Source organism: Sphingomonas sp. Leaf20 (assembly GCF_001421535.1).
Taxonomy (GTDB): Bacteria; Pseudomonadota; Alphaproteobacteria; order Sphingomonadales; family Sphingomonadaceae; genus Sphingomonas.
In genome coordinates, this window is sequence record NZ_LMKN01000001.1 from 861,493 (window position 1) to 886,515 (window position 25,023).

Below are 25,023 nucleotides of genomic sequence, written 5' to 3' on the forward strand. Positions count from 1 at the left end.
GCGGCGCCAAGGACAGTTTTCGGACCACCATGAATATTACCATCTTTACATTCGTGCAGCGGCGAGAATGCTCCATGCCCGGGTGTAGTCGGCATTCCCCGATGACCGGCAGCCAGATAGACTGCCGCAACACAGGTTGTAGGATGTGAATTGATATAAATCAGGTCAAATCTGCTGCAGCCCTTCCCGCCGACCTTGTGCCCGACGGACGCGACGACGATGCCCGGGCCATCATCGCGATCCAATACAGGCGCCGGGATGCAGTCCACGACACGCGCCGCGCACTGCCATCCGACGCGCCGTCCGCTGCCGGCGCGCACGCCGAAACACCCGGTCGTTCCGAACCTTTGTCGCCAGCGGCCGTTGACGGACGATGGCAGAACCGTCGGAGCAGCAGGCGCAGGTGCACGTATTCTTCACCGCCGACACGCATTTCGGCGACCACCGCACGATCAACATTTCGCGCCGGCCGTTCGCGACCGTGGCCGAGATGGACGAGGCGCTCGTCGCACGCTGGAACGCCGCGATCGGCCCGGATGACGTGGTCTGGCATCTGGGCGACGTTGCGCGCCGACCGGCGGACGTCGCCGGGCTGCTCGCACGGCTCAACGGCACCAAGCACCTGCTCCGCGGCAACAACGATCCCGACGCGACGCTCGCGGCACCCGGATGGGCGAGCGTCGCCGATTATGCCGAGATCGAGCTGGACGGCCGGCGGCTCATCCTGTGCCATTACCCGTTCCGAAGCTGGAACGGGCAGCACCGCGGCGCGATCAACCTGCACGGCCACAGCCATGGGCGGCTGAAACCGATGACGCGGCAGTTCGACGTCGGCGTCGATGCGAACGGCTATGCGCCGATCCTGCTCGACCAGCTGCTCGCCCCCCGCTGATCGCGCGCCGTCACGATGCCGGCGTCCCGCGCAGACCGCGCCGGCTAGACGACGATCGCGGCGTCGGGCGCCGGTCCCGTGGCGAACGCCCCTGCGATCGCCCATGTGCGCAGATCGACGCGCACGACCCTGTCGTTTTCCAGCGAGGCGTAGAGCATGTCGCCCGCAAGGTTCAGCCCTGGCGCCCCCGCCTCGAGGGCAAGCCGGTCCGTCTCGGCGAGCGTGACCGGATCGAGCCGCGACAGGCTCTTGTCCGCCACGTTCGACACGATCAGCCGGCCATCCGCCTGCGTCACGATACGGACCGCCTCGCCGCGCATCGGCCGCCGCGCGCGCGTCTGGAGCGTGTCGGCATCGAGCGCGTGGATGATCCCGCCGGGGCGATCGATGACGTAGAGCGTCCGCTCGTCCGCGCTCAGCGTCATCGCCTCGGGCGCGGTGCCGATCCGTTTGCGCACCGGCGCGACGCCCATGTCCTCGGGATCGACCATGATGACCGCGCCGCTCAGCGTGTCGGCGACATAGCAGCGCGTGCCGTCGCGCCGGATGACGAGGTAATGGCTGCGCGCGCCGCCCACCGGGATCAGCCGCGACGGCGCATCGTCCCGCACGGGATCGTCGAAGCGCGCGAGCATGCTGTCGGTCTCCGACAGGACGTAGAGCCGCCCCCGCGCGTCGATCCGGACCGCGTGCAGGCGACCGAAGGGCGACAGGTCGATCGTCCGCACGAGCGCACGCCGGTGTAGGTCGATGACCCAGACCTTGCTCCCGCCCGCGCCGGGCGCCTTCCAGCTCTCGACCCCGTAATGGCCGACATAGGCAAAGCGCCGTGCCGCGTCCGCCGCGATCTCGTGCGGCTGCGTGCCCAGCGACAGCGCGCCGACCCGCCGGCCGTCGGGCAGCGCGTAAAAGGCGATACGCCCCGCGGTCTTCTCGATCAGCGCCAGCACGTCTCCGCGCGGTCCGCTCGGTTGCGCCGCCGCCTGCCCCACCGCGCGCGCGCCGAGTGCAAGCGTCGCGACCGCACTCCCGGCGAGCAGCCACAGTCCCTGCCGTCGATCGATACTGGACATGATGTCTTCCTTCACCATCTCAAGCGATGAACGCCGGGGCGGTTCCGGAAACGACCGCGCGTGCAGCCAGCGGTCGATGGCAAGCGCGCCGCGCGGCTTTCCGCCTCCCCGTTCGTTCGCACGACACCGCGCCCGCGCACAGCAACAGGACCACGCCCCATGCAGATCGATCTCACCGGCAAACGCGCCATCGTCACCGGCTCCACCGAAGGCATCGGGTTCGCGATCGCCCAGGGGCTCGCCGCCGCGGGCGCGACCGTGGTCGTCAACGGCCGCACGCAGGCGAAGGTCGATGCCGCGGTCGCGCGGATCGGCGGCACCTCGCGTGGCGTCGTCGCCGATCTCGGCGATGCGGCGGGTCACGATGCGTTGCTTGCGGCCGAACCCAGGGCCGACATCGTCGTCAGCAATCTTGGCATCTTCGAGCCCGCGGACTTCTTCGAAACCGACGACGCGACGTGGGACCGCCACTGGCAGATCAACGTCATGGCGGGCGTCCGCCTCGCGCGCAGCTATCTGCCCGGCATGGAAAAGGCAGGCTGGGGCCGGTTCGTGCTGCTCGCGTCCGAGTCTGGGTTCAACATCCCGGTCGAGATGATCCATTACGGCGTCAGCAAGACCGCCGACGTCGCGCTCGCGCGCGGCCTCGCCAAGCGGATGGCGGGCACCGGGGTGACCGTGAACTCGGTGCTGCCCGGTCCGACGCTGTCCGAAGGCGTCGCGGCGATGCTCGAGGACGAGCGCGCGAAGGGCGATCGCGCGATCGAGGACGTCGCCGCCGACTTCGTCACGGCGCATCGCTCGGGCTCGCTCATCCGCCGCGCCGCGACCGTCGAGGAAGTGGCCAACATGGTCGTCTATCTCGCCTCGCCGCTTGCGTCGGCGACCACCGGCGCGGCGCTGCGCGTCGATGGCGGCATCATCGACACGCTGATGTAAGGCACTGGGATGTAAGCGCGGGATGTAGGGACAGGACCATGAGCGCGGACGACATGAAAGCCTTCATCGCCGCGCTGGACCGGCTCCCGACCGGATATGGCGAGGGATCGTATCGCGGCGTCCGCTGGGGCGCGACGCTGTCGGTCTCGGCCGATGCCAAACGCCGCTGGCTCTGGGGCGAGGCGTTGGACGGCAGCTTCACGGTCAGTTTCAACCTCTACATGCTCGCCGCCGGTCCCGCGCTGCGACCGTGCGAGATGCCCGCCGCGGACGTGATCGCGTTCGTCCTCGGCTACGTCCCCGACGCCGCCGCCTGACCCTTCACCGTGCTGTCCATAGCGGCGGCCGAGACGGTCGCACGCGTCGCCGATGGCGGCGCGTCGGCGGCAGCACTCCCCCACGCGGTGTTGGGCTTCGGTCCCATCACCAGCGCCAGCGTCGCCCCGTCGCGGATGTCCGCGTGGCTGAACCACGGCTTCGTCCACGGCCGGCCGTTGAGCGTCGCGGACTGGATATACATGTTGGCCGCCGAAGTGTCGCGCGCGACGATCTCGAGGATTCTCCCGTTCCCCATCGTCAGCCGCACCCGGTCGAAGATCGGGCTGCCGATGATGTACGCCGGCGTCGAGGGATCGACCGGATAGAATCCCATCGCGCTCAGCGCGTACCAGGACGAGGTCGATCCCTGGTCGTCCATGCCGGGATAGCCATAGCCCGCGGCATCGCTGCCATAGAGGTCCGCGAGCACGCGACGGACGAGCGCCTGCGTCTTCCACGGCTGCCCGCTCCAGGCATAGAGATACGGCGCATGCTGGTCGGGCTGGTTGCCCTGGACATATTGGCCGATCAGCCCGGTACAGTCGCGGCAGATGCCCTTTGGCGCATAGGGCGTGGTGAAGAACGCATCGAGCTTCGCGTTGAACGCCGCGCGTCCGCCAAGCGCGCCGATGAGTCCGTTCACGTCGTGCGGCACCAGCCACAGGTTCGACCAGCCCGACGCCTCCTTGCTCGCGAAATTATAATAGGGCTCGCCCGGGTCGAACGGCGCGATCCAGTTTCCATCCGCGGTGCGCCCGCGCATGAACCCGATCGACGGGTCGAACACGTTGCGCCAGTTCGCCCCCCGCTTTGCAAAGAACGCCGCATCGTCGGTCTTGCCGAGCCGGCGCGCCAGTTGCGCGAGTGCGTGGTCGTCCCAGGCATATTCGAGCGTCTTGTCCATCCCCGCCTTGCCACCCGCATAAGGCGGGCTGGGATTGCCCGCGGGCACGATGTCGGAGATCCAGCCCTTGCTTGCATATTCCGCGAGATAGCCGCGCGGGCCCTTCACGTCCGTCGCGTTCTTGCGCAGATAGGCGTAGGCGTCGGCATAATCGAAGCGGATGCCGCGCTCCATCGCGCCCAGATACATCAGCACCGCATGATCGCCGTGGAACGAGGTGTTCATATACCCCCGCTCGCGCGCGGTCTCAAGCTCGGAGCGCATCGTCGCCGCGACCAGGTCGGGCGCGACGAGTTCCAGCAGCGTCAGCTGGTTGCGCGCGGTATCCCAGTACGGCACCGGGCTGTAGCGGTCATACGCCATCACCGACGACCCCCCGTCTTGCCGCATCAGCCGTTCCCCCTTGCGCGCGATCAGCCGCGGGCTGGCGAAGGACTGGAACAGCGTCGAATAGAAGAGCTGGCGCTGGCGCGGCGTGCCGCCGGTCACCTTTACCGTGTCGAGCAGCTGCGCCCAGGCGGCGCGCGCGGCCCCGCGGACGCCGGCGAAATCCCAGCCCGGCTGTTCGGACCGCAGCCGGGCCTCCGCCTCGGCATAGCTGTGGCCGTGCGCCACCTTGACGAGCACCGTCTCGCCGCGCTGCGCCGCGAAATCGAGATAGCCGCCGGCATAGCTGCCCGCGACGCTGCGGCGTTTCGCCTCGACGTCCTTGTCGCCGATCCCCCACGCCGCGCCGTCGCCGGGCGCCTTGCGGAAGGTACCGAAACCGCTGAACGGCGTCGAGAATTCGGCAACGAAATAGGGGCCGTCGGCGGTCTCCCGATCGGCCTGCGGTGCCGACAGACCGCGGATCACGCGGTCGCCGACCACCTCGATCGTACCGCCCGCACGCGGCAGGTTGACCAGCACCGCGGCACGATCGGTCTTGGGAAAGGCGAACTTCATGAGCCCGCTCAGGCGCGTCGCGGTCAGCTCCACCACGGTCCCGCCGTCCAGCGCGACCGAATAATAACCGGGCGCCGCCGTCTCGCGCGTCTTGTCGTAATGGACCTGCGTATAGGCCGGCGGGACCGTCCAGTCGCCGACCACGGGCATGAAGAGGGGCTTGGCACGCCCGCCATAGGTCGGCCCGCCGCCCGCGGTGAAGCCGATCATCGTCGCGTTCGGATAATGATAGGGCGTCGGGACGCCGAAGGGATAGTTCAGCTCGATGTTGACGTTGACCGGCGCGACTTCGACGCCGCTGTGCGGTACGCGCGCACCGGGCGACGTCTGCCCCGAATAGGCGGGCTCGCCCGGCGGCGGCGCATTGCCGAGCAGATCGGCGCGGTCGAGCGGCGCGGTTCCGACCAGCGGGCTGGCTTCATCGACGGGTTCGCGGATGCCCCGGCCGGACTGCGCGCCCGCGGCCACCGCGATCAGCGCGCCGCCGACCAGGAGGAGAACTCGGCAGGGACCGGAACGGATCATGGCGCGCGCCTCTCGTGTTTCGAGGGCGATGCCCCTCTCCCGTCGCGGCGTGCCCCGTCTCGATCGCGGAGCATCGCAGCGACACGAGGATCAAATAAGAAAAGCAATTTGTCAAATATGAACCTTCACGCCGCGCCGCCCCCGGCTCCTGCCGCCGTCTCAGTGTCCCCGCGCCAGATCCATGTCCTCGAGCGCGATCCCGTTCGTTTCGGGCATGACTTTCCAGACCCACAGGAACTGGAGCAGCATCATCGCGCCGAAAAATGCGAACACCCAGCCGCCAAGACGCGCGGCAAAGACGGGGAATGCCCAGGTGATCGCCGCCGCCATCACCCAGTGCGTCGTGCTGCCGAGCGCCTGGCCCTTGCCGCGAACCGCGCTCGGGAACACCTCGGAGATGAACACCCAGATCACCGCGCCCTGCGACACCGCGAAGGCGGCGATGAAGCCGAGCAGCCCGATCAGTACCAGCGTCCCGTCGGGACGGTCGCCGGCGAGCTGCACGCCGACGAGGAACAGCGCCGCGGCGGTCAGGACCGACCCCATGTACAACAACGGCTTGCGGCCGAACCGGTCGATCAGGAACAGCGCGAGGATCGTGAAGACGAGGTTCGTCCCGCCCACCGCGATCGACTGCAGCAACGCGGAATCGGCGCCCGCACCCGCCAGCTCGAAGATCCGCGGCGCATAATAGAGCAGCGCGTTGATCCCCGAGAGCTGGTTGAACATCGCGATCGCGATCGCGCACGTCACGGGTACCGAATAGGCGCGATGGAACAGCCGTGGCGCCGACGCTGCGGCGGTCCGGCTCGCCGCCGCGTGCATCTTCGCGACCTCGCCGGCGGGATTGGCAAAGCCGAGCCGCGTCATCACCGCGCGCGCCTCCTCGTCACGCCGCTTCCCGACCAGCCAGCGCGGACTGTCGGGCAGCAGGAACGTCACCGCGAGGAACAGCACCGACGGCACCGCGACGATCCCGAACATCCACCGCCACGCGGTATCGGCGGGGATCAGCCCGGCGATGATGTAGTTGGACAGGAAGGCCAGCACGATCCCCAGCACGATGTTGAGCTGGTTGAGCGCCACCAGCCGGCCCCGGAACCGCGCTGGCGACACCTCGGCGATATAGACCGGCGTGACCACCGACGCCGCGCCGATCGCCAGACCGCCAAGAAAGCGGAACGCCAGCAGCACGCCCCAGCCTGGCGCCAGCCCGGTTCCCAGCGACGAGACGACATAGGCGATCGCCACCGCCAGCAGCATCGGCTTGCGCCCGAACCGGTCGGCGGGCGCGCCTGCACACAGCGACCCGATCACCGTACCGATCAGCGCCGATGCGACCGTGAAGCCGAGCGCGCCGTCGCTCAGCACGAACTGGCTCTGCAACGCGGCCGTCGTTCCGGAAATGACCGCCGTGTCGAACCCGAACAACAGACCACCAAGCGCCGCGCCGGCCGCGCTCAGGATCATCGCCAGCGTCACACGGCTTTCGGCCGCCGGATAGTCATGCATGCATCGAGCTTTCGTTCGGATGGGAGGCTTGCCGCCATGCTAGCCGGTTGATTCTCCGTTGTCGCATGGCGAACGACCCCGCCCGCCCGCCCGGCCGCACGCATCGATGGTCCCCTGGCACGACGATGATCGGCGTCAGCTCGGGCTTCCGAAATCGAGGACGACGCGCGCGGCCACGTTGCCGTGGTCGAGCCGGTCGAACACGGCGTTGATCGCCGACAGCGGCTGGGGTTCGATCTCGGCCCTGACCTTGCCGTCGGCGGCAAAGGCGAGCGCTTCGGCCATGTCCTTCCGCGTGCCGACGAACGACCCGCGGACCGTGATGCAGGCCGCCACGACGTCGAACAGCGGCAGCGGAAAGTCGCCCGGCGGCAGCCCGACGAGCACGCAGATGCCATGCCGCCGCGTCATCGCGACACCCTGATCGAACGCCGCGAGCGACGGCGCGGTGATGAGCACGCCGTGCGCGCCCCCGCCGGTGACGGCCTTCAGCGCGCCGACCGGATCATCCCCCCGCGCATCGACCAGCGCTTCGGCACCAAGCGCCCTCGCATGCGCCAGCTTGCCGTCATCGACGTCGACCGCACAGACGCGCAGCCCCATCGCGCGGGCATATTGGACCGCAAGATGCCCGAGCCCGCCAATCCCCGAGATCGCGACCCATTCGCCGGGCCTCGCGCCGGTTTCCTTGAGCCCCTTGTAGGTCGTGACCCCCGCACAGATGATCGGCGCGGCGTCGATCGCCGACAGCCCGTCGGGGATGCGCGCGATATAGTTCGGGTCTGCCAGGATATACTCGGCAAAGCCACCATTGCGCGTGTAGCCGGTGAACGCGATGTCGGGGCAGACGGTCTCCCACGCCGACAGGCAATATTCGCAGTGCCCGCACGCGGAATACATCCACGGCACGCCGACCCGGTCGCCCAGCGCCACGATGCTGACGCCCGCACCGACCGCGACGACGATGCCGATCCCTTCATGCCCCGGGATGAACGGCGGGACCGGCTTGACCGGCCAGTCGCCGCGGGCGGCGTGCAGATCGGTATGACACACCCCGCACGCCTCGGTCTTGACGAGGATCTGGCCGGGGCCGGCCGACGGCGTCTCGCATTCGCGAAGGACGAGCGGCTGGCCAAAGGCCTCGACGACGGCAGCCATCATCCTGCGCGGCACCGCGGGGGCGGTCCGGGGCAGCGTCACTGCGCCACCTGCCGCAGGAGGTCGGGATCGTGCATCAGCGCCTCGTCGCCGAACGCGACCTGCGCGCAGCTGCGCCGCGCCTGCGTCTGCACGTTGCGCAGACAGACGTCGGCGGCGTGGCGGCTTAGATCCGGGGTGATGTGATCGAAGCGTCGGTGCTCGTGCGACTGCATGCCGAACGCATGGACCAGATACGCGTCGAGCACGCTTCGCAGCCCCTGCTCCTGCCCTTCCTCCTCGAGCCAGACGTTCGACGAGGCGGCCGTCGTGAAACTCAGCAGGCGTTTGCGACCGAGCAGCGGGTCGCGCACCTGCCGCCGCACGGCTTCGGGTGTCACGCCGGCGCCGAAGACGCGTTCGATATAGCCCTTCATCATCGCCGGCGGCGACCCGAACCAGATCGGATAGATCAGCACGAACAGGTCGCACACGGCCAGCAGCTCGCGCTCGGCGGTCACGTCGGGCGCGCGCCGCGGGTCGGCAAGCGTCGGCCGCTCGTCCGCCTTGAGGACCGGATCGAACCGCATCGCATAGAGATCGCGCAGCACGACGTCCTGCCCGGCGGCGCGCACCGCCTCGCAATAGCGCGCGGCGATGGCATGGTTGAAGCTGTGCGGATCGGGATGACACAGGATGACGGCGTGTCGCCCGCCCCTGCCCGGGGCCTGCTCGTCTACGCTCATCATGCTGTCCGATCATCCGTGCGGTGCAAGGAAATACCGGAATACGCGCGCAGCGGATGCGCGAAGACCCTCGGAAACTACGCAATGCGGTTGCGCCGCAGTCAGGCCGCCGGCGGGGGACCAGTTCGTCCGGGATCGACGACGAATGTGGCGATCATCGCGCGACCCCGGCAAGCCAGCGGTCGGGCGTCACGGTCGGCATGACCGCCGCGACGCCACCCCTCGTCAGACCATCAGAACTTCGCGCGGATGCCGAAATTGTAGCGGCTTCCTGTTTCCTGCAGCAGCAGGAAGCGCTCCTCGATCGCCGACCATTCGTGGATGCGACGGTTGAGGACGTTCACGCCCTGAACATAGACCTGGAAATTGGGCGTGACATCATAGCCCACGTTGAAATCGAGCTGGCCATAGGCCGACCGGTTCCGCGGCCGCGACTGATCGGACCGGCAGGCGCGCAGATAATCGGAGCGCCAATTGTACGAGGTCCGCGCCGAGACGCCGTATTTCTCGTAGAACACGCTGCCGTTCGCCGAATGCGGAGAAAGCCCGTTATAGCCGCAGTCGTAATCGCTGAGCGAGATGTCGCGATTGGCCTTGCTCTCGACATAGGTGTAGTTGCCGGCGACGCCGAAACCCGATGCGAAGCCCGGAAGCCAGTCGAGCGCATATTGCGCGCCGATCTCGACACCGCGGATATAGCCCGACTGGCCGTTGCGCGTGCGCGTATCCTGGAACGTCCGCCCGAAGCGCTGCACCGGCAGCGTCTGCAGCTCGAGGAAGTCGCTCAGGTCCTTGTAGAACCCGCCCACGCTGATGTAGCTGACCGCGGACAGATACCATTCGAGCGACAGATCGTAATTGTTCGACTTGAACGGCGCGAGCGACGGGTTGCCGCCCGAGGAGAGCGGGACGGAGACGCGACCGCCAAAGCTGTTGTCGACGCCAAGGTCGGTCAGCGTCGGCCGGGTGATCATCTGCGAGAACGCGGCACGCGCCAGCAGCTTTTCGGTCAGATTGTACCGGATGTTGGCCGATGGCAACGCGTTGACGTAACTGTTGCGCACCGTCACCGGCGTCGAGGGACCAAAGGTATATTGCAGCGTGTCGTCGCCGGGCGTCGTCGCGATGCCGATGACGGGAAGGTCGAACCCGCGCGACATCGTCTGCGTGCGGATCACGCGGACGCCGGCATTGCCGCTCCAGTTCTCGCCGCCGAACTGCATCGAGATATAGCCGGCGAGAAGCTTTTCATCGACATTCGACAGGGACCCCAGATTCTCGCGTACGCCGTAGGGCCCGCCTGGCAGTGCCAGCAGACGCGCCGCCTCGGCGGCCTGCTCGGCGGCGGTGCGGCCCTGACGTGGCCTGGCCAGGTTCGTCGGGTCCGACAGGAACGCGATGATCGCCTTGGGGTCGTAGGTGATGAACCCCGCGGGCGCATTCTGGCTGCCCGAGACGCCCGACAGGAAATCGTCGAGCTGGAACGGGCTCAGCAACGACGGGTCGATCGGAATGTCGTAGCCGCAATAGGCGCAGCCGCCGTCCGTATTGTTCCGGAACCGGCGCAGCTTGTTGCGCTCCGAATAGGAGAAGCCGATCTTCACCGCCTGCAGGACGCTGTCCCGCACCTTGAAGTCGCTGTCGATATGGTATTCCGACCCCTTGTCGCGGACGGTGTTCATCTCGGCGCCCGTATAATGCGCGCGCATCAGCGACGGATCGGTGATGTTGCCGAAGTTCGACGCGCTCGGCACGTCGTCGCCGGGATTGAGATCGAACCGCGGTGCGGATTGCGCGAGCGAGCCGACGACGACGAAATTGGTCGGGTTGCGCTGTTTCGCGCGCGTCGTCGATGCGTCGAACCGGATCTCGGCATCTTCGGTCGGGTTCCATTTGAGGTTCCCGCCGATCTGATAGGTCTGCGTCAGGCGATCGTTGAGATTCACGATATTGTCGTTCTGCGACAGAGAGACACGCGACGCGAGCAGTGGATTGTTGGCGATGAACTGCGTGCCCGGACGGTTGAAGCCGGTCGCGCTATTCGTGTCGTCGACGGTCAGCCCGATATACGGCGCGGAGTAGAAATTCGCGAAGATGTTGCGGTTCGTATAGACGTTGAACTTCGAATAGATGCCGTCGACGGTCAGCAACAGCGTGTCGGTCAGCTTCGCCTGAAACGCGCCCGCGACGTTGATGCGTTCACGCCGGTCCTTCTGGCGCACGAACGCCAGGTTCTGCGGCACGTTGACCGAACCCGGCGTCGTCACGATCGCCGCGGGCGTCAGCCCGACCGAGTCCGCGTTGCCGTTGATCACCGACTGCGGGCCGAACAGCCATCCGTCGGTCTGCGTATAGTCGAGCTGGCTCTTGCGGTTGGTATAGGATCCCGACAGCACGATGCCGAGCGTCTTCGCGTCGTTGGTCAGCGAGGTCACCGCCGACAGGTCCGGGCTGAACTTGTCGCGCAGCTTGTCGTAGATCGCGCCGGCCGACGCCGCGACATGGAAGCCGCTCCGCCCGTCCAGCGGCCTTGCCGTGACGATATTGACCGTCGCGCCGATCCCGCCTTCCTGCAGTTCGGGCACGCTCGACTTATAGACGTCGGTCCGCTGGATCATGTTGGACGACAGCACGTCGAACGAGAATTCGCGGCCCGGATTGTCCGTCGCCATCACGCGACCGTTGACGAGCACCGTGTTGAACTCCGGGCCAAGGCCGCGGACCGTGATGAACTGCCCCTCGCCGCCCGAACGGTCGATCGCCACGCCGGTGATGCGCTGGAGTGATTCCGCGATGTTCGCATCGGGGAATTTGCCGACGTCCTCGGCCGAGATGCTGTCGACGATCAGATTGGCTTCGCGCTTCGTCCGTGCCGACGAGGTCAGGCTGCCGCGGATACCGGTGACGACGATGTCGTCGTTGCTGGTCGTCGTCACGTCGTTCTGACCGACCTCGGCCGAGGGCGGGGTCGGATCCTGCCCGGCAACCGAAGGGTCCTGCTGGACCGACCCCGGCGTCGGGTCGGTGACCTGTTGCGCGAACGCCGGCACGGCCACGGCAAGCGCCGTCACGAGCAATCCTGCTTTGAATGGTAGCGCCATGCAATCCCCTCCTGTTACGATCGACGTCAACCACCTGCGTAATTATCTTACGTCAATGTGTCTGCACGGAAACAATGAAAAGGAAATTTGCCTTTGTCCAGCAATCATTCGGAATAATCTTATATATGCTGTGCTCACGACTATAGGTGATGATGACCTTACTGATCGGTGACCGCTGACCATTGCTGCACCACCTAGAGGCGCGCGTTTCCCGTGCCCGGCGACCCCCGCCTCATATCGGCGTCATGGGCGCCGCTGACGCGACCTCAGGCTGCGGACATTCCCGCATCTTCGCCGCCCAGCCGGTGCCGTACGTCCGATACGGCAGCGCACGGGACGGATGATCGGCCGGTTGCGCGATGACAGGATTCCCGTAGCTTGGCCGGCACCCTGGTCCCGAACAGGAGCGCTCGATGCTGCGACTTTATCTGCTTGCCGGTCTCGCGCTCGTCCCGGCGACCACCGCGGCCCCCGCGCAACAGGCGCACCGCGCTCGTCAGGATCCGCTGTTCGAACTCCGGATCTATTATCCGGAGAAAGGCAAGCTCGCGGCACTGAACGCGCGCTTCAGGGACCACACGATGACGCTCTTTGCTAAACACGGCATGCGCAACGTCGCCTATTGGAACGAAGAACCTACCGAAGCCGCACCGGAAGGCCGGCTCGTCTACATCCTGAGCTATGCCGATCGCACGTCGCGCGACGCGAGCTGGAAGGCGTTCGGCGCCGATCCCGCATGGCGCGCCGTCGTCGCCAGCTCCGAGGCGGACGGCAAGATCGTCGCGAAGGTCGAAAGCATATTCATGACCGCGACCGACTATTCGCCGGCACTGCTCACTGGCAAGCGCCGCGGGCACGCTGCGCCCCGCTAACCCTCAGCCATGGGCATGAGACCGCTCAGGCCGGCTCGCGTTTCTTGATCAGCACATATTGTCCATCGTTGAGGACGATGATCCGGGACAGGTCGTGCTGGTCGGGCTGAGGGGCCGACTGTGTGCTTGCCGGCGGCGGCATCTCGATCTCGAACTCCGCCACCATTCGGTACAGCGTGGCGCGCCCGCACCGGAGCCGCTTTGCCGTCAGCGTTCGCGAGTTCCCGCAATATGACAGAGCGGCAACAATCGCGGCGCGCTCGGCCGCAGCGAGCGTTCCTTCAATCTTCCAGTCCGGAATCGATGGGTCTGCTTCCTTGTCCATTCGCAAGGACTGAACGATCCAACATAAACAGAATATGACTGAAGCATACAATTTGCCGTGTGTCTCGGTTTGGCACGCAATTGCGCGAAACGTTCATCGGTCAAGGCTGATCGCGTTACTGAACACTGGCTTAACTTCGACACTAATCCTGCGCAGCTTTTTACTTGTTCAGGACAGCGCGTCGTATCCGCATTGGTCACGCAGATGCTCGTAAATACTTGAACACTACTCCGCAGTATTGACCTCCCATGAACAAGACTGCTGGTTCTACGGCCAAACAACTATGGCTGTCTTGACCCGGACGATGATGCCGCGACCGGAGCTCCCCACCCGCCACGGGTTCGGGAGCCAGCGCGGTCGATCAGCGGGGTCAGTGCTTCGCGGTGATCGGCACCGACGCGCGTTGCGGACGGTCGACCGCCGCCTCCACGTCGCCGCCTGCCGCCGGCCGCTGGCGCCGGGTCGCGTGCAGGTGGCGCAGGATCAGCGCGAGGTCGCGCTCAGTCAGCCCGGTGTCGCGGTCGATCACGGCCGCGACGGGCAAGGGCTCGACCCACGCCGCAAGCCGGTTGCACGCTGCACCGAGTTCGGGATCCGCGGAATCGTCAAAGTCAGCCATCGCGGTAAAATAGCCCTTCCGGTTGGCCCTGCAAAGCCGCGGGCTGGCCCAGTGCGGCGCGGCACTACGCGATCTCGCCCGATACCCCGGTTAATTGAGCATTGGGTCAGTCTCGGTGCCTTGTTAACCATAAGAGTTTGGGGCTTACGGTACGCCATCGACGGTGCAGATCGCACCGCGGATGAGAGGGTGTATCGATGGCAATGATCCTGGTCGGGTGGGCTGGCTCTTCCCTGGCAACGTTTCTCGCGCTCGGGCACGCCGCGCACAAACTCAAACAGGCGTAAACCGCACCAGCCCTGCGGATCGGGGCCTATCGCCCGATCGGGTTTGACGGCGAGCAGCGCGCCCTGCCCCGCCCCGGACGCCCCGACGCCCGCCCCACAAAAGCTCTGACCAGCAAGGATGCCTTGCACCCCGCGTGATGCGTCTGCACCAGGCGGGGTGTGACATGCTCCCCCATGGAACGCCGAGATCTTCGCCTCGCGGTCGTCCCAATACATGCGATGGGTTGAGAAGACGCAAAGATCAGGTGCCGACGCGCGCGTTGCTTCCCCCAAATTTCGACGCGGCAACGATGAAAGCCGCTCGCACGACGCCAGTGGCGGCAGGTGGCGATGACGCCCGGGACAATCCGCACAATGCCGGCAGGCCGCCTCATCATGATGAGGCATGCCGGGACATTTACGCGATGAATGAACGCCATTGCTCGACAGCATATCGTTACAATTTGCCATCAACGCGTTTGGACAAGAACTTAACCTATAATTTTCTACCTGATGCAACAATCGATTGCAGGCGGGGTTGTAGCTACTGGAATTCAAGCCTAAGCCGCATGAATAGAATGGAGCACAATATGTCTGCAGATACCATCGAACTGAACCCTATAGAACTCGCGACCGAGTTGACGATCGCATGGTTAAGCAATCCTAACACGCGTACGTCCGCCGATGAGGTGCCCGCTTTTCTCGGCAAGATGCATAATTCCATCGCAGCGCTTGCTGGCAATGCGCAGGCATCGGGCACGACCACCGACGTGCCGACCGACTATTCTCCCGCCGTGACTGCAAGAAAGTCGCTTGCCGATCCCGACTACATCGTCAGCATGATCGATGGAAAGAAGTACAAGACTTTGCGCCGCCATCTGTCGACGCATGGCATGACACCCGAAGAATATCGGGTTCGCTATGGCCTCAAGGCCGACTATCCGATGGTCTCGGCCAATTATTCCGAGAGCCGCCGGGCCATGGCGATGAAGATCGGTCTTGGTCGCAAGTCCGGCGAAACTGTCGGAAGCAAGACGGATGCCGCCAAGTCGGTCGTGCGCAAGCGCAAGGGCGACGCCCCCGGCGAATGAGGCACGACGTTACTATCGACCTGCTTCATATCTGATACACTTCGGCTTCGAAGACGGCAGCCTTGAGCCGCCGTCTTCGAAGCCGCCGCGGCGACCGGGTCCGCAAGGCAGCGCCATCGCTGCACGGACCATGGTGCCGCATACCGCTCCCTGGTCACCGGTTCGAGCGACGAAGCCCGCACATGCACGCACCGGATGGCGATCCCGCGACCGGCCGGCAAATCCCCGACATTGCGCACCGACAGTGAAAAGCGGACAACCATCCTCCCCCCAAGCGCGATCCGGTCAATTTCCCCCGACGGATCCGCAGCGGCCAAAGGAAGTGCGTCCATGGATACCCTGTCGCGTCGCCAAGCGATGAAGGCCGGCACCGCGAGCGCGGCAGCCCTGTTGAGCGGACCCGCGGCGGCGATCGGACAGCCGCGCGAGGGTGCCGACCACCCGTGGCGACTCTGGTATCGCCAGCCGGCCGCCGCCTGGACGGAGGCGCTGCCGATCGGCAACGGCCGCGTCGGCGCCATGGTGTTCGGCGGCGCGGGCAGCGAACGGCTCCAGCTCAATTGCGATACGCTGTACGCCGGCGGCCCCTATCGCCCCAACAGCCCGGAGGCACGCGGCGCGCTCGCCGACATTCGCCGGATGGTGTTCGAAGGCCGCTATGCCGACGCGGAGGCGCTGATCAACGCACGCGCGATGGCGCGCCCGCTCAAGCAGATGCCCTACCAGACCGCGGGCGACCTGACATTCACGCTGCCCGCGCTCGCGACGACCGATCGCTACGAACGCGCGCTCGACCTCGATACGGCGATCGCGCGCGTGTCGTTCACGAGCGCGGGCGTGCATCATGTCCGCGAGGTGTTCGCCAGCGCGATCGACGGGGTGATCGCCGTGCGGCTGACCGTCGACCGGCCGGGTGCGCTCGATGTTGCGGTGGCACTGCAGCCGGGGCAGATCGGCAAGACCGAGGCGCGCGGGCCCGACCTCGTCTTCCTCGGCCACAACCAGCCCTCGTCGGGGATCGACGCGAAGCTGTCGCTGGCGATCCGCGCGCGTATCATCGCACCGGGCGCGCGGATGGCCGTCGAGGGCGACACGCTTGTCGTGCGCGGCGCCACCGAAATGGTCGCCATCGTCGCGCTCGACACGAGCCATCGCCGCTATGACGACGTGTCGGGCAAGCCGGCGGACATGACCGCGGCGGCGATCGACCGTGCGGCGCGCAAAGGCTGGAACGCGCTGCGCGAGGCGCACGTCACCGAGCATCGCCGGCTCTTCCGCCGCATGACGATCGACCTCGGCCGGACCGCCGCCGCCGACCGGCCGACGGACGTGCGGATCGCCGCACTCACCTCGCCCGACTCGCTGTCGGCGCCGTCGCTCGCCGCCGACCCGGCGCTGGTGGCGCTGTATCACCAGTTCGGCCGCTATCTGCTGATCGCGTCGTCGCACGCGGGCAGCCAGCCGGCGAACCTGCAAGGCATCTGGAACGACAGCAATCGTCCGCCGTGGGACAGCAAGTACACGATCAACATCAACACCGAGATGAACTACTGGCCTGCTGAGCCCACCGGTCTTGCCGAGTGCGTCGAGCCACTCGTCCGGATGGTCGAGGATCTGGCGGTCACCGGTGCGGAGACGGCGCGCGTCATGTACGGCGCGCGCGGATGGGTGGCGCATCACAATAGCGATCTGTGGCGGGCGACCGCACCGATCGACGGCGCGCAATGGGGCATGTGGCCGACCGGAGGCGCATGGCTGTGTCTGCATCTGTGGGACCGCTGGGACTATGGTCGGGACCCCGCGTTTCTGCGCCGCATCTATCCGCTGCTGCGCGACGCCGCGCTGTTCTTCCTCGACACGCTGGTGCGCTATCCAGGGACCGACTGGCTCGTCACCAATCCGTCGCTGTCGCCCGAGAACCAGCACCCGCATGGCAGTTCGATCTGCGCTGGCCCGACGATGGACATGCAGATCCTGCGCGACCTGTTCGACCATGTCGTCGCCGCCGCCGCGATCCTCGGCACGGACGCTTCGCTCGCCAAGGAGGTCGCGGCCGCCCGCGCGCGACTGGTCCCCAACCGGATCGGCGCACAGGGGCAGCTGATGGAATGGATCGAGGACTGGGACCTCGACGCGCCCGACCTCCAGCATCGCCATGTCAGCCACCTCTACGGGCTCTATCCCAGCGCCCAGATCAGCCTTGAGGAAACGCCCGCCCTCGCCAATGCGGCACGCCGATCGCTCCGCATCCGCAGCGACAACGCCACCGGCTGGGGGCTGGCGTGGCGCCTGAACCTGTGGGCGAGACTCGACGACGGCGAGCACGCGCACGCGATCCTCGGCCATCTGCTCGGCCCGGGGCGCACCTATCCCAACATGTTCGATTCGCACCCGCCGTTCCAGATCGACGGCAATTTCGGCGGCACCGCGGGCATCACCGAGATGCTGGTACGCAGCCGGGGCCAGACGATCGATCTGCTCCCCGCATTGCCGAACGCCTGGCCCGACGGGAGCATCCAGGGCGTTCGCGTCCGGGGCGCCGCCGAACTCGATCTCGCCTGGAATGCGGGCGTCCTGCAGCACGTCCGGATGCAGTCGGCGATCTCGGAAACATGGACACTGAAGTACGGCGATCGTCAGCACCGCGTGACATTGTCCCCCGGGCAGACGCTGACGCTGAACCCGGCGGATTTCAGACGTCAGGATCCGGGGTCGAACAGGCCTGCCGCTGCGGGATAGGCGTCGGCGATCATCACCCCCGCCGTCTCGGCGTACACCGCCTCCCAGGCCTCACGCGTTGCCGGCGTGAAGCAGTCCGCGAGAATGTCTGCGAACGTATCGATCAGGACGGCGCCGATCACTGCATAATGATAGGGCTTCACGCCGTACTGGACATGTCTTAGCGCCAGCGCCGACAGCTCGGGATGCAGCCGCCCGAGATCGACGACATTCTCGACCAGGGCGTCGATCGACTTCGAGAAGACGGCGATCTGATGCGCCATGTCGTCGGGGAAAAGCGCGCGCGCGAACGGGTGATCCAGCAGCAGGCGATAATAAAACGCGTCCGAATAGCGCGTCGGTGAACGGCTGATCAGCGCATAGCTTTCGCGCACGAGCCTGATCTGATCTGCCGTCAGAGACACATCGCCCTCCCCCGTCGGCTCCCCCCGTCGAGTCGACTTTGCCGCATCGCCGCCTGTCGCGGCTGATCGCAGTTTATCCTGACGCCGCAGCATCATGACGCCAAGCGCAATCGGTTCCGCCCGGCATCTTTCGCTGCATACAGCGCGACATCGGCACGCTTGAGGATGACATGCCCCGTGTCGTCGCCCTGCGTCGTCGCAACGCCCAGGCTGACGGTGACCCTCGGCTGCGCGCCACCCCGCGATGCCTCGATCCGGGACCGCACGCGTTCGGCGATCTGCAACGCGGTGTCCGCATCGGTCCGCGGCAAAATGATGACGAATTCCTCCCCGCCATAACGGCCGATCAGGTCGGTGCTCCGCAATCCCTCGATCGCCGACGCCGCGACACGCTTCAGCACCTCGTCGCCGACATCATGCCCGTACCGGTCGTTGACGGCCTTGAAATGGTCGATGTCAAACAGCACGACCGACAGCGCGGCATCGCCGTCAGCGACGTCCGACAGCGTCGCATCGAGATATTCGACGATCCGCCGGCGGTTCGCCAGCCCGGTCAGCGCATCGGTAGAGGCCAGCGCCATCGCCCTCTCCGCGCTCCGGTTGGCGGCGTCGCGCGCATCCTGCAGCACCTTTCGCGCCTCGATCTGCTCGGTCACGTCACGGATCAGGCCGAACAGCCCGATCGCATCGTCGGTCGAGGAATAATCGCGCTCGCCCTGTGTCGCGACATGACGGATCGCGCCATCGGGCCGGACGATCCGGGCCTCGAAGGCAAAGGGCTGCCCGCTGGAGAGCGCTTCCGCGACAACCTGCGACACGACCGCCCGGTCATCCGGATGATACAGGCCGATCGCCTGTTCGAGCGACGGTGGCCGATCTTCGGGAAGCCCGTGCATGCGGAAGACCTGCGGCGACCAGAAAATGGTCTGGTTGACCGAATTCACCCGCCAGTGGCCGATATGCGCGGCGGCCTCCGCCTGATCGAGCAGGCGGATACGCTCGGACAGATTGACCCTCAGGCGATCGCGCGCCGCGAGCAGCGTCGCCATCGGCAATGCCGAGACGAACAGCGACAGGAGATAGAACTGGAAGAACAGCAGCCGCGAATCATGCGATCCCCGGATCAGAAAGATCGGGCCGGAATCCCACCCGAGCGCGAGCGACCCGATCGCCGCGACGACGATCATGCTGATGATCCCGCCGAGCATGCCGCCACGCAGGACCGCGACGACGATCACCATCATCGGCACGAACAGCATGGGAAACCGGGTTTGCGAGAAGGTCGCGCCCGCCGCGACCGCGGTGCAGATGATGATAGCGATGAGGTTGAGGACATCGCGCCGCGCGACCGCCTGCCGTGCCGACACGAGCAGCTCGAACAGCGCGAGCAACAGCGGCGTGACGAGGAGCATGCCGAGCCACACGGTACTGAACCAGGACAGGATGAACGCGCGGCCGGCCTGCGGCGCGATGCACGCCGCGACGCCCGCGCTCACCAGCGCCGCGACCAGCGAAGCCAGAAAGAACGCGGCCAGCCCCGCCGGATCGACGAACGATACGCGGCGTCCCGACCGCCGCCGCAGCAGCAGCGCGGCGACGACCGCCTCGAGACCATTGGCGGCGGTAAATCCCACGGAGACGTAGAGATCGGCGCCGGTGAGAAAATTGGCGGCGAAACTCGCGACGAGCGCCGCGATCGCGAACCGCCAGACCGATCGCCGGCGGACGATGAGCAGCGTCGCCAGCAGGATCCCGCTCGGCGGCCAGATCGCGGCGATGCCATGCGCCCCGCGTGTCGCCAGCAGCGACACCACTGCAAAGGTGAAATAGGCAATGCCGAGAGCCATCGGACCGAGCGGTGAATCACCCAATCGTATAATCATTCGTCGCATTGCAATCGGTTATCGGGAAATCCTTAACGACGAGATTACCGTCGCGCATCATCACGCTGTCGTATCGACCAGCGCCATCGCGTGTCGCCCGCCGCGCGGCCGACGGACCGGCGGAGGATACGGTCCGCCCGAGGCGAATATTCCGCACCAGCCCCCGCATTGCGTCTGACGGAGCGCGTCACCGGGCGCGACATCAGCGGACGCTACGCCTCCACGAGGTGCGTGTAATCGCGGCAAAGCGCGCCGCTGCCGAAACGTCGGCGCCTTGGACCGCTAGCTGCCGGCGTTCAGACGTGCCTGTCGCGCGTGTCTGCGGCTCACCTCTTTCATGGCATCCGTTTCGGTGAGATCGACGACATGGACGGAGAGCGGACCGATCCGCTGCGGTATGCGGCTGCCCGTTGGTATCTCGAACGTTGCCCGCACGGTGAACCGGTCGATCCGGTACATGCCCGCATCATTCTCGCTGCCGCTAAGGGGAATATAGCGGCGTGAACCGATCTGCTTCAGGATCCCGGGCGCCCATTGTCCGAGTCCGGCATTGCGCAGCACCTCGACGCCGGCGGTTTTCCCGTCAGGCCGAACCCAATACCCCACATCGGCAAATCTGATCTTCGAATCATGCCAGGGATCCTTCTCGACCAACGTCCGGATCGCGTTGATGTCATTGATCGGTGGCGCATAGAGCAGCTTCGGCGGCCCCTCGGGGTTCTGACGAAGTCGCGCGGCAAGCGCCTCGATTCCGTCACGCTTGCCTTGCTGGAACGCGATCCGGGCGCGCAATATGTCGCGCAGGTCGGTCATCGTCGTTTTGTTCTTGGCGGCCAGGCCGACGGCTTCGTCCGCGACGCGCTCGGCGTCCTTGTAGCGACCCGAGCCCATGAGCAGCCACGCCCGCCGAAAGGCGCTCCCCGCGGCGATTTCGCCTTGTCCCTGCGCAATGGCCAGGCGCTCGACCTTTTTATAAATGCCCTCGGCAAGTTGAAGCCGGCCCAGCTTGATCAGAGTATCGGCAAAGTCGATCTCCTGCCCCAACGTCGCGCTATTGGCCTCCCCCAGATAGCGGCGCAGCGTCAGTACATTGTTGCGGGCCGACCTCAGCCACAGCTCGTCATTGCCTTGATGCTCGGCAACGGTAGCGAGCGTGGCGTAAAGACTTGAGACGGGGCCCGGCAACCGCTCTGCATACGCCACGTTGCGCTTGATCGCCTTCTGGAGAGACCGTTGGGCATCGTCATACCGGCCACCGGTAAATTGCTCGACAGAGGTTTGGAGCGTAAGTTCGATCTCTTCGTCAGGCGAACAGTTGCGGGCAATGCAAGCGGTCAGCTCTCGCTCTGCTCGTTTGCCAACCACGACAATATCCGGCGATGGCGGCGCGGCGGTAACTTGTACGGCGAGAAGCAGCAGGGCCAGCATTGTATCATCGTCCTTGACCCGGCTCCCGCTGTCAAGCGTCACACGTGTCGGGACGCGAAGACGTCAGCCGCCCTCGGCAGGCCGCTCATCCTTGTCCGGGTCTCGCCCATGGGTGCGGTCGAGCAGACGCATGATCGGCGTCACGGTGAGCCCGTGCAGCACGATCGAGAACAACACGACCAGCCCGACCAGTCCCCAGAGCCGTTCGGCGCCCGTCACGTGGATATGGTTGAGGCCATAGGCGAGGTAATAGATCGACCCGACGCCGCGTATGCCGAAAAACGCCAGCGTCAGCTTCTCCGACCGGTCCGCGCGGTGCCCCCACAGCCCGATCAGCCCGGTGACCGGGCGGATCACCAGCAGAATGACCAGCGCGACCAGCACGTCCGTCAGCGAGACCGATGCCAGCAGGCCGCTGACCAGCGCACCGCCAAACAGCAGAAGCAACACCATCATCGCCAGTCGTTCGATCTGCTCGGTGACATCGTGCATGTCGTGATGGAAATCGTGCGTTCGGTGCGTCCCGCGAAACGTCAGCGCCGTGACGAACACCGCAAGAAACCCGTAGCAATGGATGATCTCGGTCACGCCATAGGAGATGCACGTCGCGGCCAGCGCAATCAGCCCGTCGCCGGTCTGCGCCAGTTTGGTCTGCGCCGGAACATGGAAGGTCAGCCAGCCAAAGGCGCGACCGATCAGCCAGCCGGCGCCGACGCCCGCGCCGATTTCCCACAGCACGCGGTAGCTCAGCCACTCACCCAGCCATGGCTCCTGCGTGCCGGCAGCGGCCGCCGCCATGATCGCGAGATGGACGAACGGAAACGCGAAGCCGTCGTTGAGCCCTGCTTCCGACGTCAGTCCGAAGCGCACCTCGTCTTCGTCGTCGCTCTTGGGTGGCCCGACCTGGATATCGGAGGCGAGAACGGGATCCGTCGGTGCCAGGCTCGCCGCAAGCAGCAGCGCAATCGCCCATGGCAATCCCATCCCCCACGCCGTCACCGCGGCGATGGCGAGAATGCCGAGCGGCATCGTGATCGCAAGGAGACGCCACGTGACCACCCACTCGCGCCAGTGAAACACCCGGTCGATCTTCAGGCCGGCGCCCATCAACGCGATGATGACGACGAACTCGGTAAAGCGCTCGGTGATCTCGGGGTACAGAAGCGGTAGCGGCCTGAGCGTCACCTGCGGCAGCGAGAACAGCGCAGCGCCAAGCCCGATGCACACGATGGGCAACGACAAGGGCAGCTTGCGGAGCGCCAGCGGCAGCCAGACGACCAGCGCGGTGAGCAGGCCAAACCCGGTCAGAATGAGGATGTACGGGTCGGGCAACCCGAAAGCGGCGATCATGACGGGTCTTTCGGGTCGGGAATGGGACCGTGCCGCAGGCTCGGCACGGTCATGGGCTCCGGCGTCCGAGCGCATCGCCGATGCCAACGTTCCGGAAGAGGCGAAGGGAAGCCCGAAATTCCGTCACGTCAGCGGCAGCGCGAGGCGATGACGAAGTTCCGCTTCGGTGACGATCTCGATCGTCGCCTTGCCCCGCCGAAGCTCCTCCGCCCGGCGGTAGTCCGCATGCACGGTGACGAAGCGGCCGAAGGGCTGGTCATCACTGATGACGAGCATCGTCGTCGTGGAACCGACCGAGGCCATGACGCGCGCACCGGCGGCCGCCAGATGCCGCGCGAGCGTGCCATCGCGCGCGCCGCCGAGGATGGCCACGCGCTCACCCTTCATTGGCCCCGTCGCGGCGGCCTTCAACACGACACCGCGGCGCCCGCTCGTCGACGACAGCCAGCCGGCGAGCCCGATGCCGGTGTGCTCGATGGCACGCACGATCACCATGCCGGCGGCACGCGCGTCGCTCAGCGCATCATGGTGCTTGTGCCGAACGCCAAGGAATTGTGTCAGCACGTTGAGCCTGTGACTGGGCAGCTCGGGCCATGCGCGTTTCGCGACGCGCACGCTGTCGAGCCACGTCGTCTCGATGGCAGCCTGCCCATGGATCGCACACGCCGCGCCAAGCGCTCCCTTGTCGAAGAAGGAGTGCGCGACGGTGATCCGGCCCGCGAGATGGCCGTCGATGACGGCATGGACGTCGCCGAAATTCGGCGCGCCAACGACATGATCGCCGGTGATCCCATGGATGCGCGTGTTGAACGACGAAAAATGGTCGAGCGGGTCGACCAGCGTCTCGTACGCGAACAGCTCGACGCCGTCCCTGAAGCCGACGATACCGATCTGGCAGATACTGCTGACACGCGAGCACGCCGTCTCCACGTCGACGACGACGAAGTCGGGTACGGCGGCATCCGGTGCGGGCGATGGAGGCTGGTGAACGGGGTCGGAGGCCATCATGCGCGACCCGCAAGGCTGCGGAACGTGATCGACCAGCGCGGCCGCTCCATCGCGACGATGCTGTGCTCCCAGTCGTGACGGGCGGGTCCGCTCAGCTGGTAGGCGGCGCGCGGATCGAGCGGGACCGACACCCTGTCGAACCCATCGCTGCGTCTGCGCCGGAACCGCATCTCGGCGGGCGCGCCGAGCGATATGCCGAGGACGTGACCATAGATCGGCCGGTCGCGATGCCATCCGATGCCCGCGCCCGGATCGTACCGGATGAGCAGCGCCTGGATCAGCTCCGCCGGATCGAGATCTGCAAAACCGGCCGCCCGGTCGCGGAACGGCAGCAGCCACCCGGGGATGGGTGGTGCCTCTGCCGGCCGGCCGACCTCGAAGTCATAGCTCCACCCGAACGAGGTCGTGAGCCGCTTGCCGGTCCAGCCCTGGAAGCGGAAGGGCGTGAGATCGGTCGCATCGATGCGCTCGATCAACGCGTGCTCCTCGCCCGCATCGATCAGGTCGACGCGCGTACTGAGCCCGGGCAGCACCGGCGCGTCGAACAGGTCCAGGGTCACGCCCTTATCGCCGCGACGATCGGGCGCCGGCCCGGCATGGCTGACGGCGCCGCGGTGCGGCTTGAAACGGCAGCGCCGACCAGCCGGATGCCCGCTTCCAGGAAGGCGAAACAGGCGTCCATGGCGACGGGGACGATCGTGCGGGCGACGGCGGTCATCCTCCGCCGATAGCAAACACGGAACGAAGTGGGAACGGGTCTGGTGTACGATCGCCGCGCCCGCTGCGTTCGAGCCGAGCACGGCTGCCGCAGTCCCGCCGCTGGCGAGCGCCGGTTGCAGACGTTCGGACCGCCTTGCCGACTTTCGCCGATCGCACATCCGACTCATCAGCCGCGCCTGGCTACCCGGCTCGGTCCGTTAACCGAGGAACGAGCGTAGGCCGAACC

Annotated in this window: 21 protein-coding genes; 6 read left to right on the forward strand and 15 right to left on the reverse strand. The window is 66.4% G+C overall.

Translation table 11 applies throughout. The annotated features are described in order from the left end of the window. Positions 1-373: 373 nt before the first annotated feature. Positions 374-892 carry a metallophosphoesterase gene (locus ASE72_RS03965; RefSeq protein ID WP_235532219.1) on the forward strand — a complete coding sequence of 173 codons (519 nt, stop codon included), beginning with the start codon at positions 374-376 and terminating at the stop codon, positions 890-892. Between the two features lie 44 nt (positions 893-936). On the opposite strand, the gene ASE72_RS03970 is transcribed toward ASE72_RS03965, so the two are convergent. Next, a complete protein-coding gene (locus ASE72_RS03970; RefSeq protein ID WP_056018906.1) occupies positions 937-1,965 on the reverse strand; it encodes a YncE family protein in 1,029 nt (342 codons plus the stop codon). A gap of 159 nt (positions 1,966-2,124) precedes the next feature. Here ASE72_RS03970 and ASE72_RS03975 point away from each other — a divergent pair, with 159 nt between their 5' ends. Both ASE72_RS03975 and ASE72_RS03980 read left to right on the forward strand, forming a co-directional pair. Beyond that, the gene (locus ASE72_RS03975) at positions 2,125-2,904 is read left to right on the forward strand and encodes an SDR family NAD(P)-dependent oxidoreductase (protein ID WP_056016910.1); all 780 of its coding nucleotides are present in this window, start codon (positions 2,125-2,127) and stop codon (positions 2,902-2,904) included. 38 nt (positions 2,905-2,942) lie between these two features. Then, positions 2,943-3,221 carry a hypothetical protein gene (locus ASE72_RS03980; RefSeq protein WP_056016913.1) on the forward strand — a complete coding sequence of 93 codons (279 nt, stop codon included), beginning with the start codon at positions 2,943-2,945 and terminating at the stop codon, positions 3,219-3,221. Here ASE72_RS03980 and ASE72_RS03985 read toward each other — a convergent pair. The 5 genes from ASE72_RS03985 to ASE72_RS04005 all read right to left on the reverse strand — a co-directional run bounded on the left by ASE72_RS03985 (position 3,197) and on the right by ASE72_RS04005 (position 12,092). Further along, positions 3,197-5,596, reverse strand: coding sequence for a GH92 family glycosyl hydrolase (locus ASE72_RS03985; RefSeq protein ID WP_082445772.1), 2,400 nt, complete (start codon positions 5,594-5,596; stop codon positions 3,197-3,199). The two genes, ASE72_RS03980 and ASE72_RS03985, sit on opposite strands and share 25 nt — an antisense overlap. 159 nt (positions 5,597-5,755) lie before the next feature. Further along, positions 5,756-7,108, reverse strand: a complete 1,353-nt coding sequence (locus ASE72_RS03990; protein ID WP_235532220.1) for a sugar porter family MFS transporter — start codon at positions 7,106-7,108, stop codon at positions 5,756-5,758. A 135-nt stretch (positions 7,109-7,243) separates the two neighbouring features. Then, positions 7,244-8,281: a zinc-dependent alcohol dehydrogenase gene (locus tag ASE72_RS03995; protein WP_200916190.1), complete on the reverse strand. Its 1,038-nt coding sequence runs from the start codon at positions 8,279-8,281 to the stop codon at positions 7,244-7,246. A 23-nt stretch (positions 8,282-8,304) separates the two neighbouring features. After that, positions 8,305-8,991, reverse strand: a complete 687-nt coding sequence (locus ASE72_RS04000) for an NAD(P)H-dependent oxidoreductase (protein WP_082445866.1) — start codon at positions 8,989-8,991, stop codon at positions 8,305-8,307. Positions 8,992-9,224: 233 nt separating this feature from the next. Continuing rightward, positions 9,225-12,092 carry a TonB-dependent receptor gene (locus tag ASE72_RS04005; protein ID WP_082445773.1) on the reverse strand — a complete coding sequence of 956 codons (2,868 nt, stop codon included), beginning with the start codon at positions 12,090-12,092 and terminating at the stop codon, positions 9,225-9,227. Positions 12,093-12,505: 413 nt separating this feature from the next. On the opposite strand from ASE72_RS04005, the gene ASE72_RS04010 reads away from it, so the two are divergent. Beyond that, positions 12,506-12,964 carry an NIPSNAP family protein gene (locus ASE72_RS04010; protein ID WP_235532221.1) on the forward strand — a complete coding sequence of 153 codons (459 nt, stop codon included), beginning with the start codon at positions 12,506-12,508 and terminating at the stop codon, positions 12,962-12,964. A 25-nt stretch (positions 12,965-12,989) separates the two neighbouring features. On the opposite strand, the gene ASE72_RS04015 is transcribed toward ASE72_RS04010, so the two are convergent. After that, entirely contained in the window at positions 12,990-13,289 is a 300-nt protein-coding gene (locus tag ASE72_RS04015) for a helix-turn-helix domain-containing protein (protein WP_056016919.1), read from the reverse strand. A gap of 370 nt (positions 13,290-13,659) precedes the next feature. Next, positions 13,660-13,908, reverse strand: a complete 249-nt coding sequence (locus ASE72_RS04020; protein ID WP_056016922.1) for a hypothetical protein — start codon at positions 13,906-13,908, stop codon at positions 13,660-13,662. An 856-nt stretch (positions 13,909-14,764) separates the two neighbouring features. On the opposite strand from ASE72_RS04020, the gene ASE72_RS04025 reads away from it, so the two are divergent. Together ASE72_RS04025 and ASE72_RS04030 are read left to right on the forward strand one after the other, a co-directional pair. After that, entirely contained in the window at positions 14,765-15,265 is a 501-nt protein-coding gene (locus ASE72_RS04025) for a MucR family transcriptional regulator (protein ID WP_056018917.1), read from the forward strand. A gap of 330 nt (positions 15,266-15,595) precedes the next feature. After that, positions 15,596-18,004 carry a glycoside hydrolase family 95 protein gene (locus ASE72_RS04030; RefSeq protein WP_056016924.1) on the forward strand — a complete coding sequence of 803 codons (2,409 nt, stop codon included), beginning with the start codon at positions 15,596-15,598 and terminating at the stop codon, positions 18,002-18,004. On the opposite strand, the gene ASE72_RS04035 is transcribed toward ASE72_RS04030, so the two are convergent. The 7 genes from ASE72_RS04035 to ASE72_RS20115 all read right to left on the reverse strand — a co-directional run bounded on the left by ASE72_RS04035 (position 17,965) and on the right by ASE72_RS20115 (position 24,795). Then, on the reverse strand, positions 17,965-18,408 hold the full coding sequence (locus ASE72_RS04035) for a globin domain-containing protein (RefSeq protein WP_162235456.1): 444 nt from the start codon (positions 18,406-18,408) through the stop codon (positions 17,965-17,967). The genes ASE72_RS04030 and ASE72_RS04035 overlap by 40 nt on opposite strands. Before the next feature lie 92 nt (positions 18,409-18,500). Then, on the reverse strand, positions 18,501-20,255 hold the full coding sequence (locus tag ASE72_RS04040) for a sensor domain-containing diguanylate cyclase (protein ID WP_056016930.1): 1,755 nt from the start codon (positions 20,253-20,255) through the stop codon (positions 18,501-18,503). A 318-nt stretch (positions 20,256-20,573) separates the two neighbouring features. Further along, positions 20,574-21,719: a hypothetical protein gene (locus ASE72_RS04050; protein ID WP_156350099.1), complete on the reverse strand. Its 1,146-nt coding sequence runs from the start codon at positions 21,717-21,719 to the stop codon at positions 20,574-20,576. Between the two features lie 63 nt (positions 21,720-21,782). Then, positions 21,783-23,069: a cation:proton antiporter gene (locus tag ASE72_RS04055; protein ID WP_056016939.1), complete on the reverse strand. Its 1,287-nt coding sequence runs from the start codon at positions 23,067-23,069 to the stop codon at positions 21,783-21,785. Positions 23,070-23,192: 123 nt separating this feature from the next. Beyond that, entirely contained in the window at positions 23,193-24,077 is an 885-nt protein-coding gene (locus tag ASE72_RS04060; RefSeq protein ID WP_056016942.1) for an exonuclease domain-containing protein, read from the reverse strand. Then, positions 24,074-24,637, reverse strand: a complete 564-nt coding sequence (locus ASE72_RS04065) for an alpha-ketoglutarate-dependent dioxygenase AlkB (protein ID WP_056016945.1) — start codon at positions 24,635-24,637, stop codon at positions 24,074-24,076. The genes ASE72_RS04060 and ASE72_RS04065 overlap by 4 nt, the downstream gene beginning before the upstream one ends. Further along, positions 24,634-24,795, reverse strand: a complete 162-nt coding sequence (locus ASE72_RS20115; protein ID WP_156350101.1) for a hypothetical protein — start codon at positions 24,793-24,795, stop codon at positions 24,634-24,636. Before ASE72_RS20115 ends, ASE72_RS04065 begins: the two co-directional genes overlap by 4 nt. Positions 24,796-25,023: the final 228 nt, after the last annotated feature.

Coding starts and splice junctions, on each gene's coding strand:
- ASE72_RS20115 (WP_156350101.1), bottom strand. CDS start 24,795: ATGACCGCCGTCGCCCGCACGATCGTCCCCGTCGCCATGGACGCCTGT.
- ASE72_RS04060 (WP_056016942.1), bottom strand. CDS start 24,077: ATGATGGCCTCCGACCCCGTTCACCAGCCTCCATCGCCCGCACCGGAT.
- ASE72_RS03980 (WP_056016913.1), top strand. CDS start 2,943: ATGAGCGCGGACGACATGAAAGCCTTCATCGCCGCGCTGGACCGGCTC.
- ASE72_RS04030 (WP_056016924.1), top strand. CDS start 15,596: ATGGATACCCTGTCGCGTCGCCAAGCGATGAAGGCCGGCACCGCGAGC.
- ASE72_RS04010 (WP_235532221.1), top strand. CDS start 12,506: ATGCTGCGACTTTATCTGCTTGCCGGTCTCGCGCTCGTCCCGGCGACC.
- ASE72_RS03970 (WP_056018906.1), bottom strand. CDS start 1,965: ATGTCCAGTATCGATCGACGGCAGGGACTGTGGCTGCTCGCCGGGAGT.
- ASE72_RS04020 (WP_056016922.1), bottom strand. CDS start 13,908: ATGGCTGACTTTGACGATTCCGCGGATCCCGAACTCGGTGCAGCGTGC.
- ASE72_RS04040 (WP_056016930.1), bottom strand. CDS start 20,255: ATGGCTCTCGGCATTGCCTATTTCACCTTTGCAGTGGTGTCGCTGCTG.
- ASE72_RS04050 (WP_156350099.1), bottom strand. CDS start 21,719: ATGCTGGCCCTGCTGCTTCTCGCCGTACAAGTTACCGCCGCGCCGCCA.
- ASE72_RS04000 (WP_082445866.1), bottom strand. CDS start 8,991: ATGAGCGTAGACGAGCAGGCCCCGGGCAGGGGCGGGCGACACGCCGTC.
- ASE72_RS04015 (WP_056016919.1), bottom strand. CDS start 13,289: ATGGACAAGGAAGCAGACCCATCGATTCCGGACTGGAAGATTGAAGGA.
- ASE72_RS04025 (WP_056018917.1), top strand. CDS start 14,765: ATGTCTGCAGATACCATCGAACTGAACCCTATAGAACTCGCGACCGAG.
- ASE72_RS03990 (WP_235532220.1), bottom strand. CDS start 7,108: ATGCATGACTATCCGGCGGCCGAAAGCCGTGTGACGCTGGCGATGATC.
- ASE72_RS04055 (WP_056016939.1), bottom strand. CDS start 23,069: ATGATCGCCGCTTTCGGGTTGCCCGACCCGTACATCCTCATTCTGACC.
- ASE72_RS04005 (WP_082445773.1), bottom strand. CDS start 12,092: ATGGCGCTACCATTCAAAGCAGGATTGCTCGTGACGGCGCTTGCCGTG.
- ASE72_RS03965 (WP_235532219.1), top strand. CDS start 374: ATGGCAGAACCGTCGGAGCAGCAGGCGCAGGTGCACGTATTCTTCACC.
- ASE72_RS03985 (WP_082445772.1), bottom strand. CDS start 5,596: ATGATCCGTTCCGGTCCCTGCCGAGTTCTCCTCCTGGTCGGCGGCGCG.
- ASE72_RS03975 (WP_056016910.1), top strand. CDS start 2,125: ATGCAGATCGATCTCACCGGCAAACGCGCCATCGTCACCGGCTCCACC.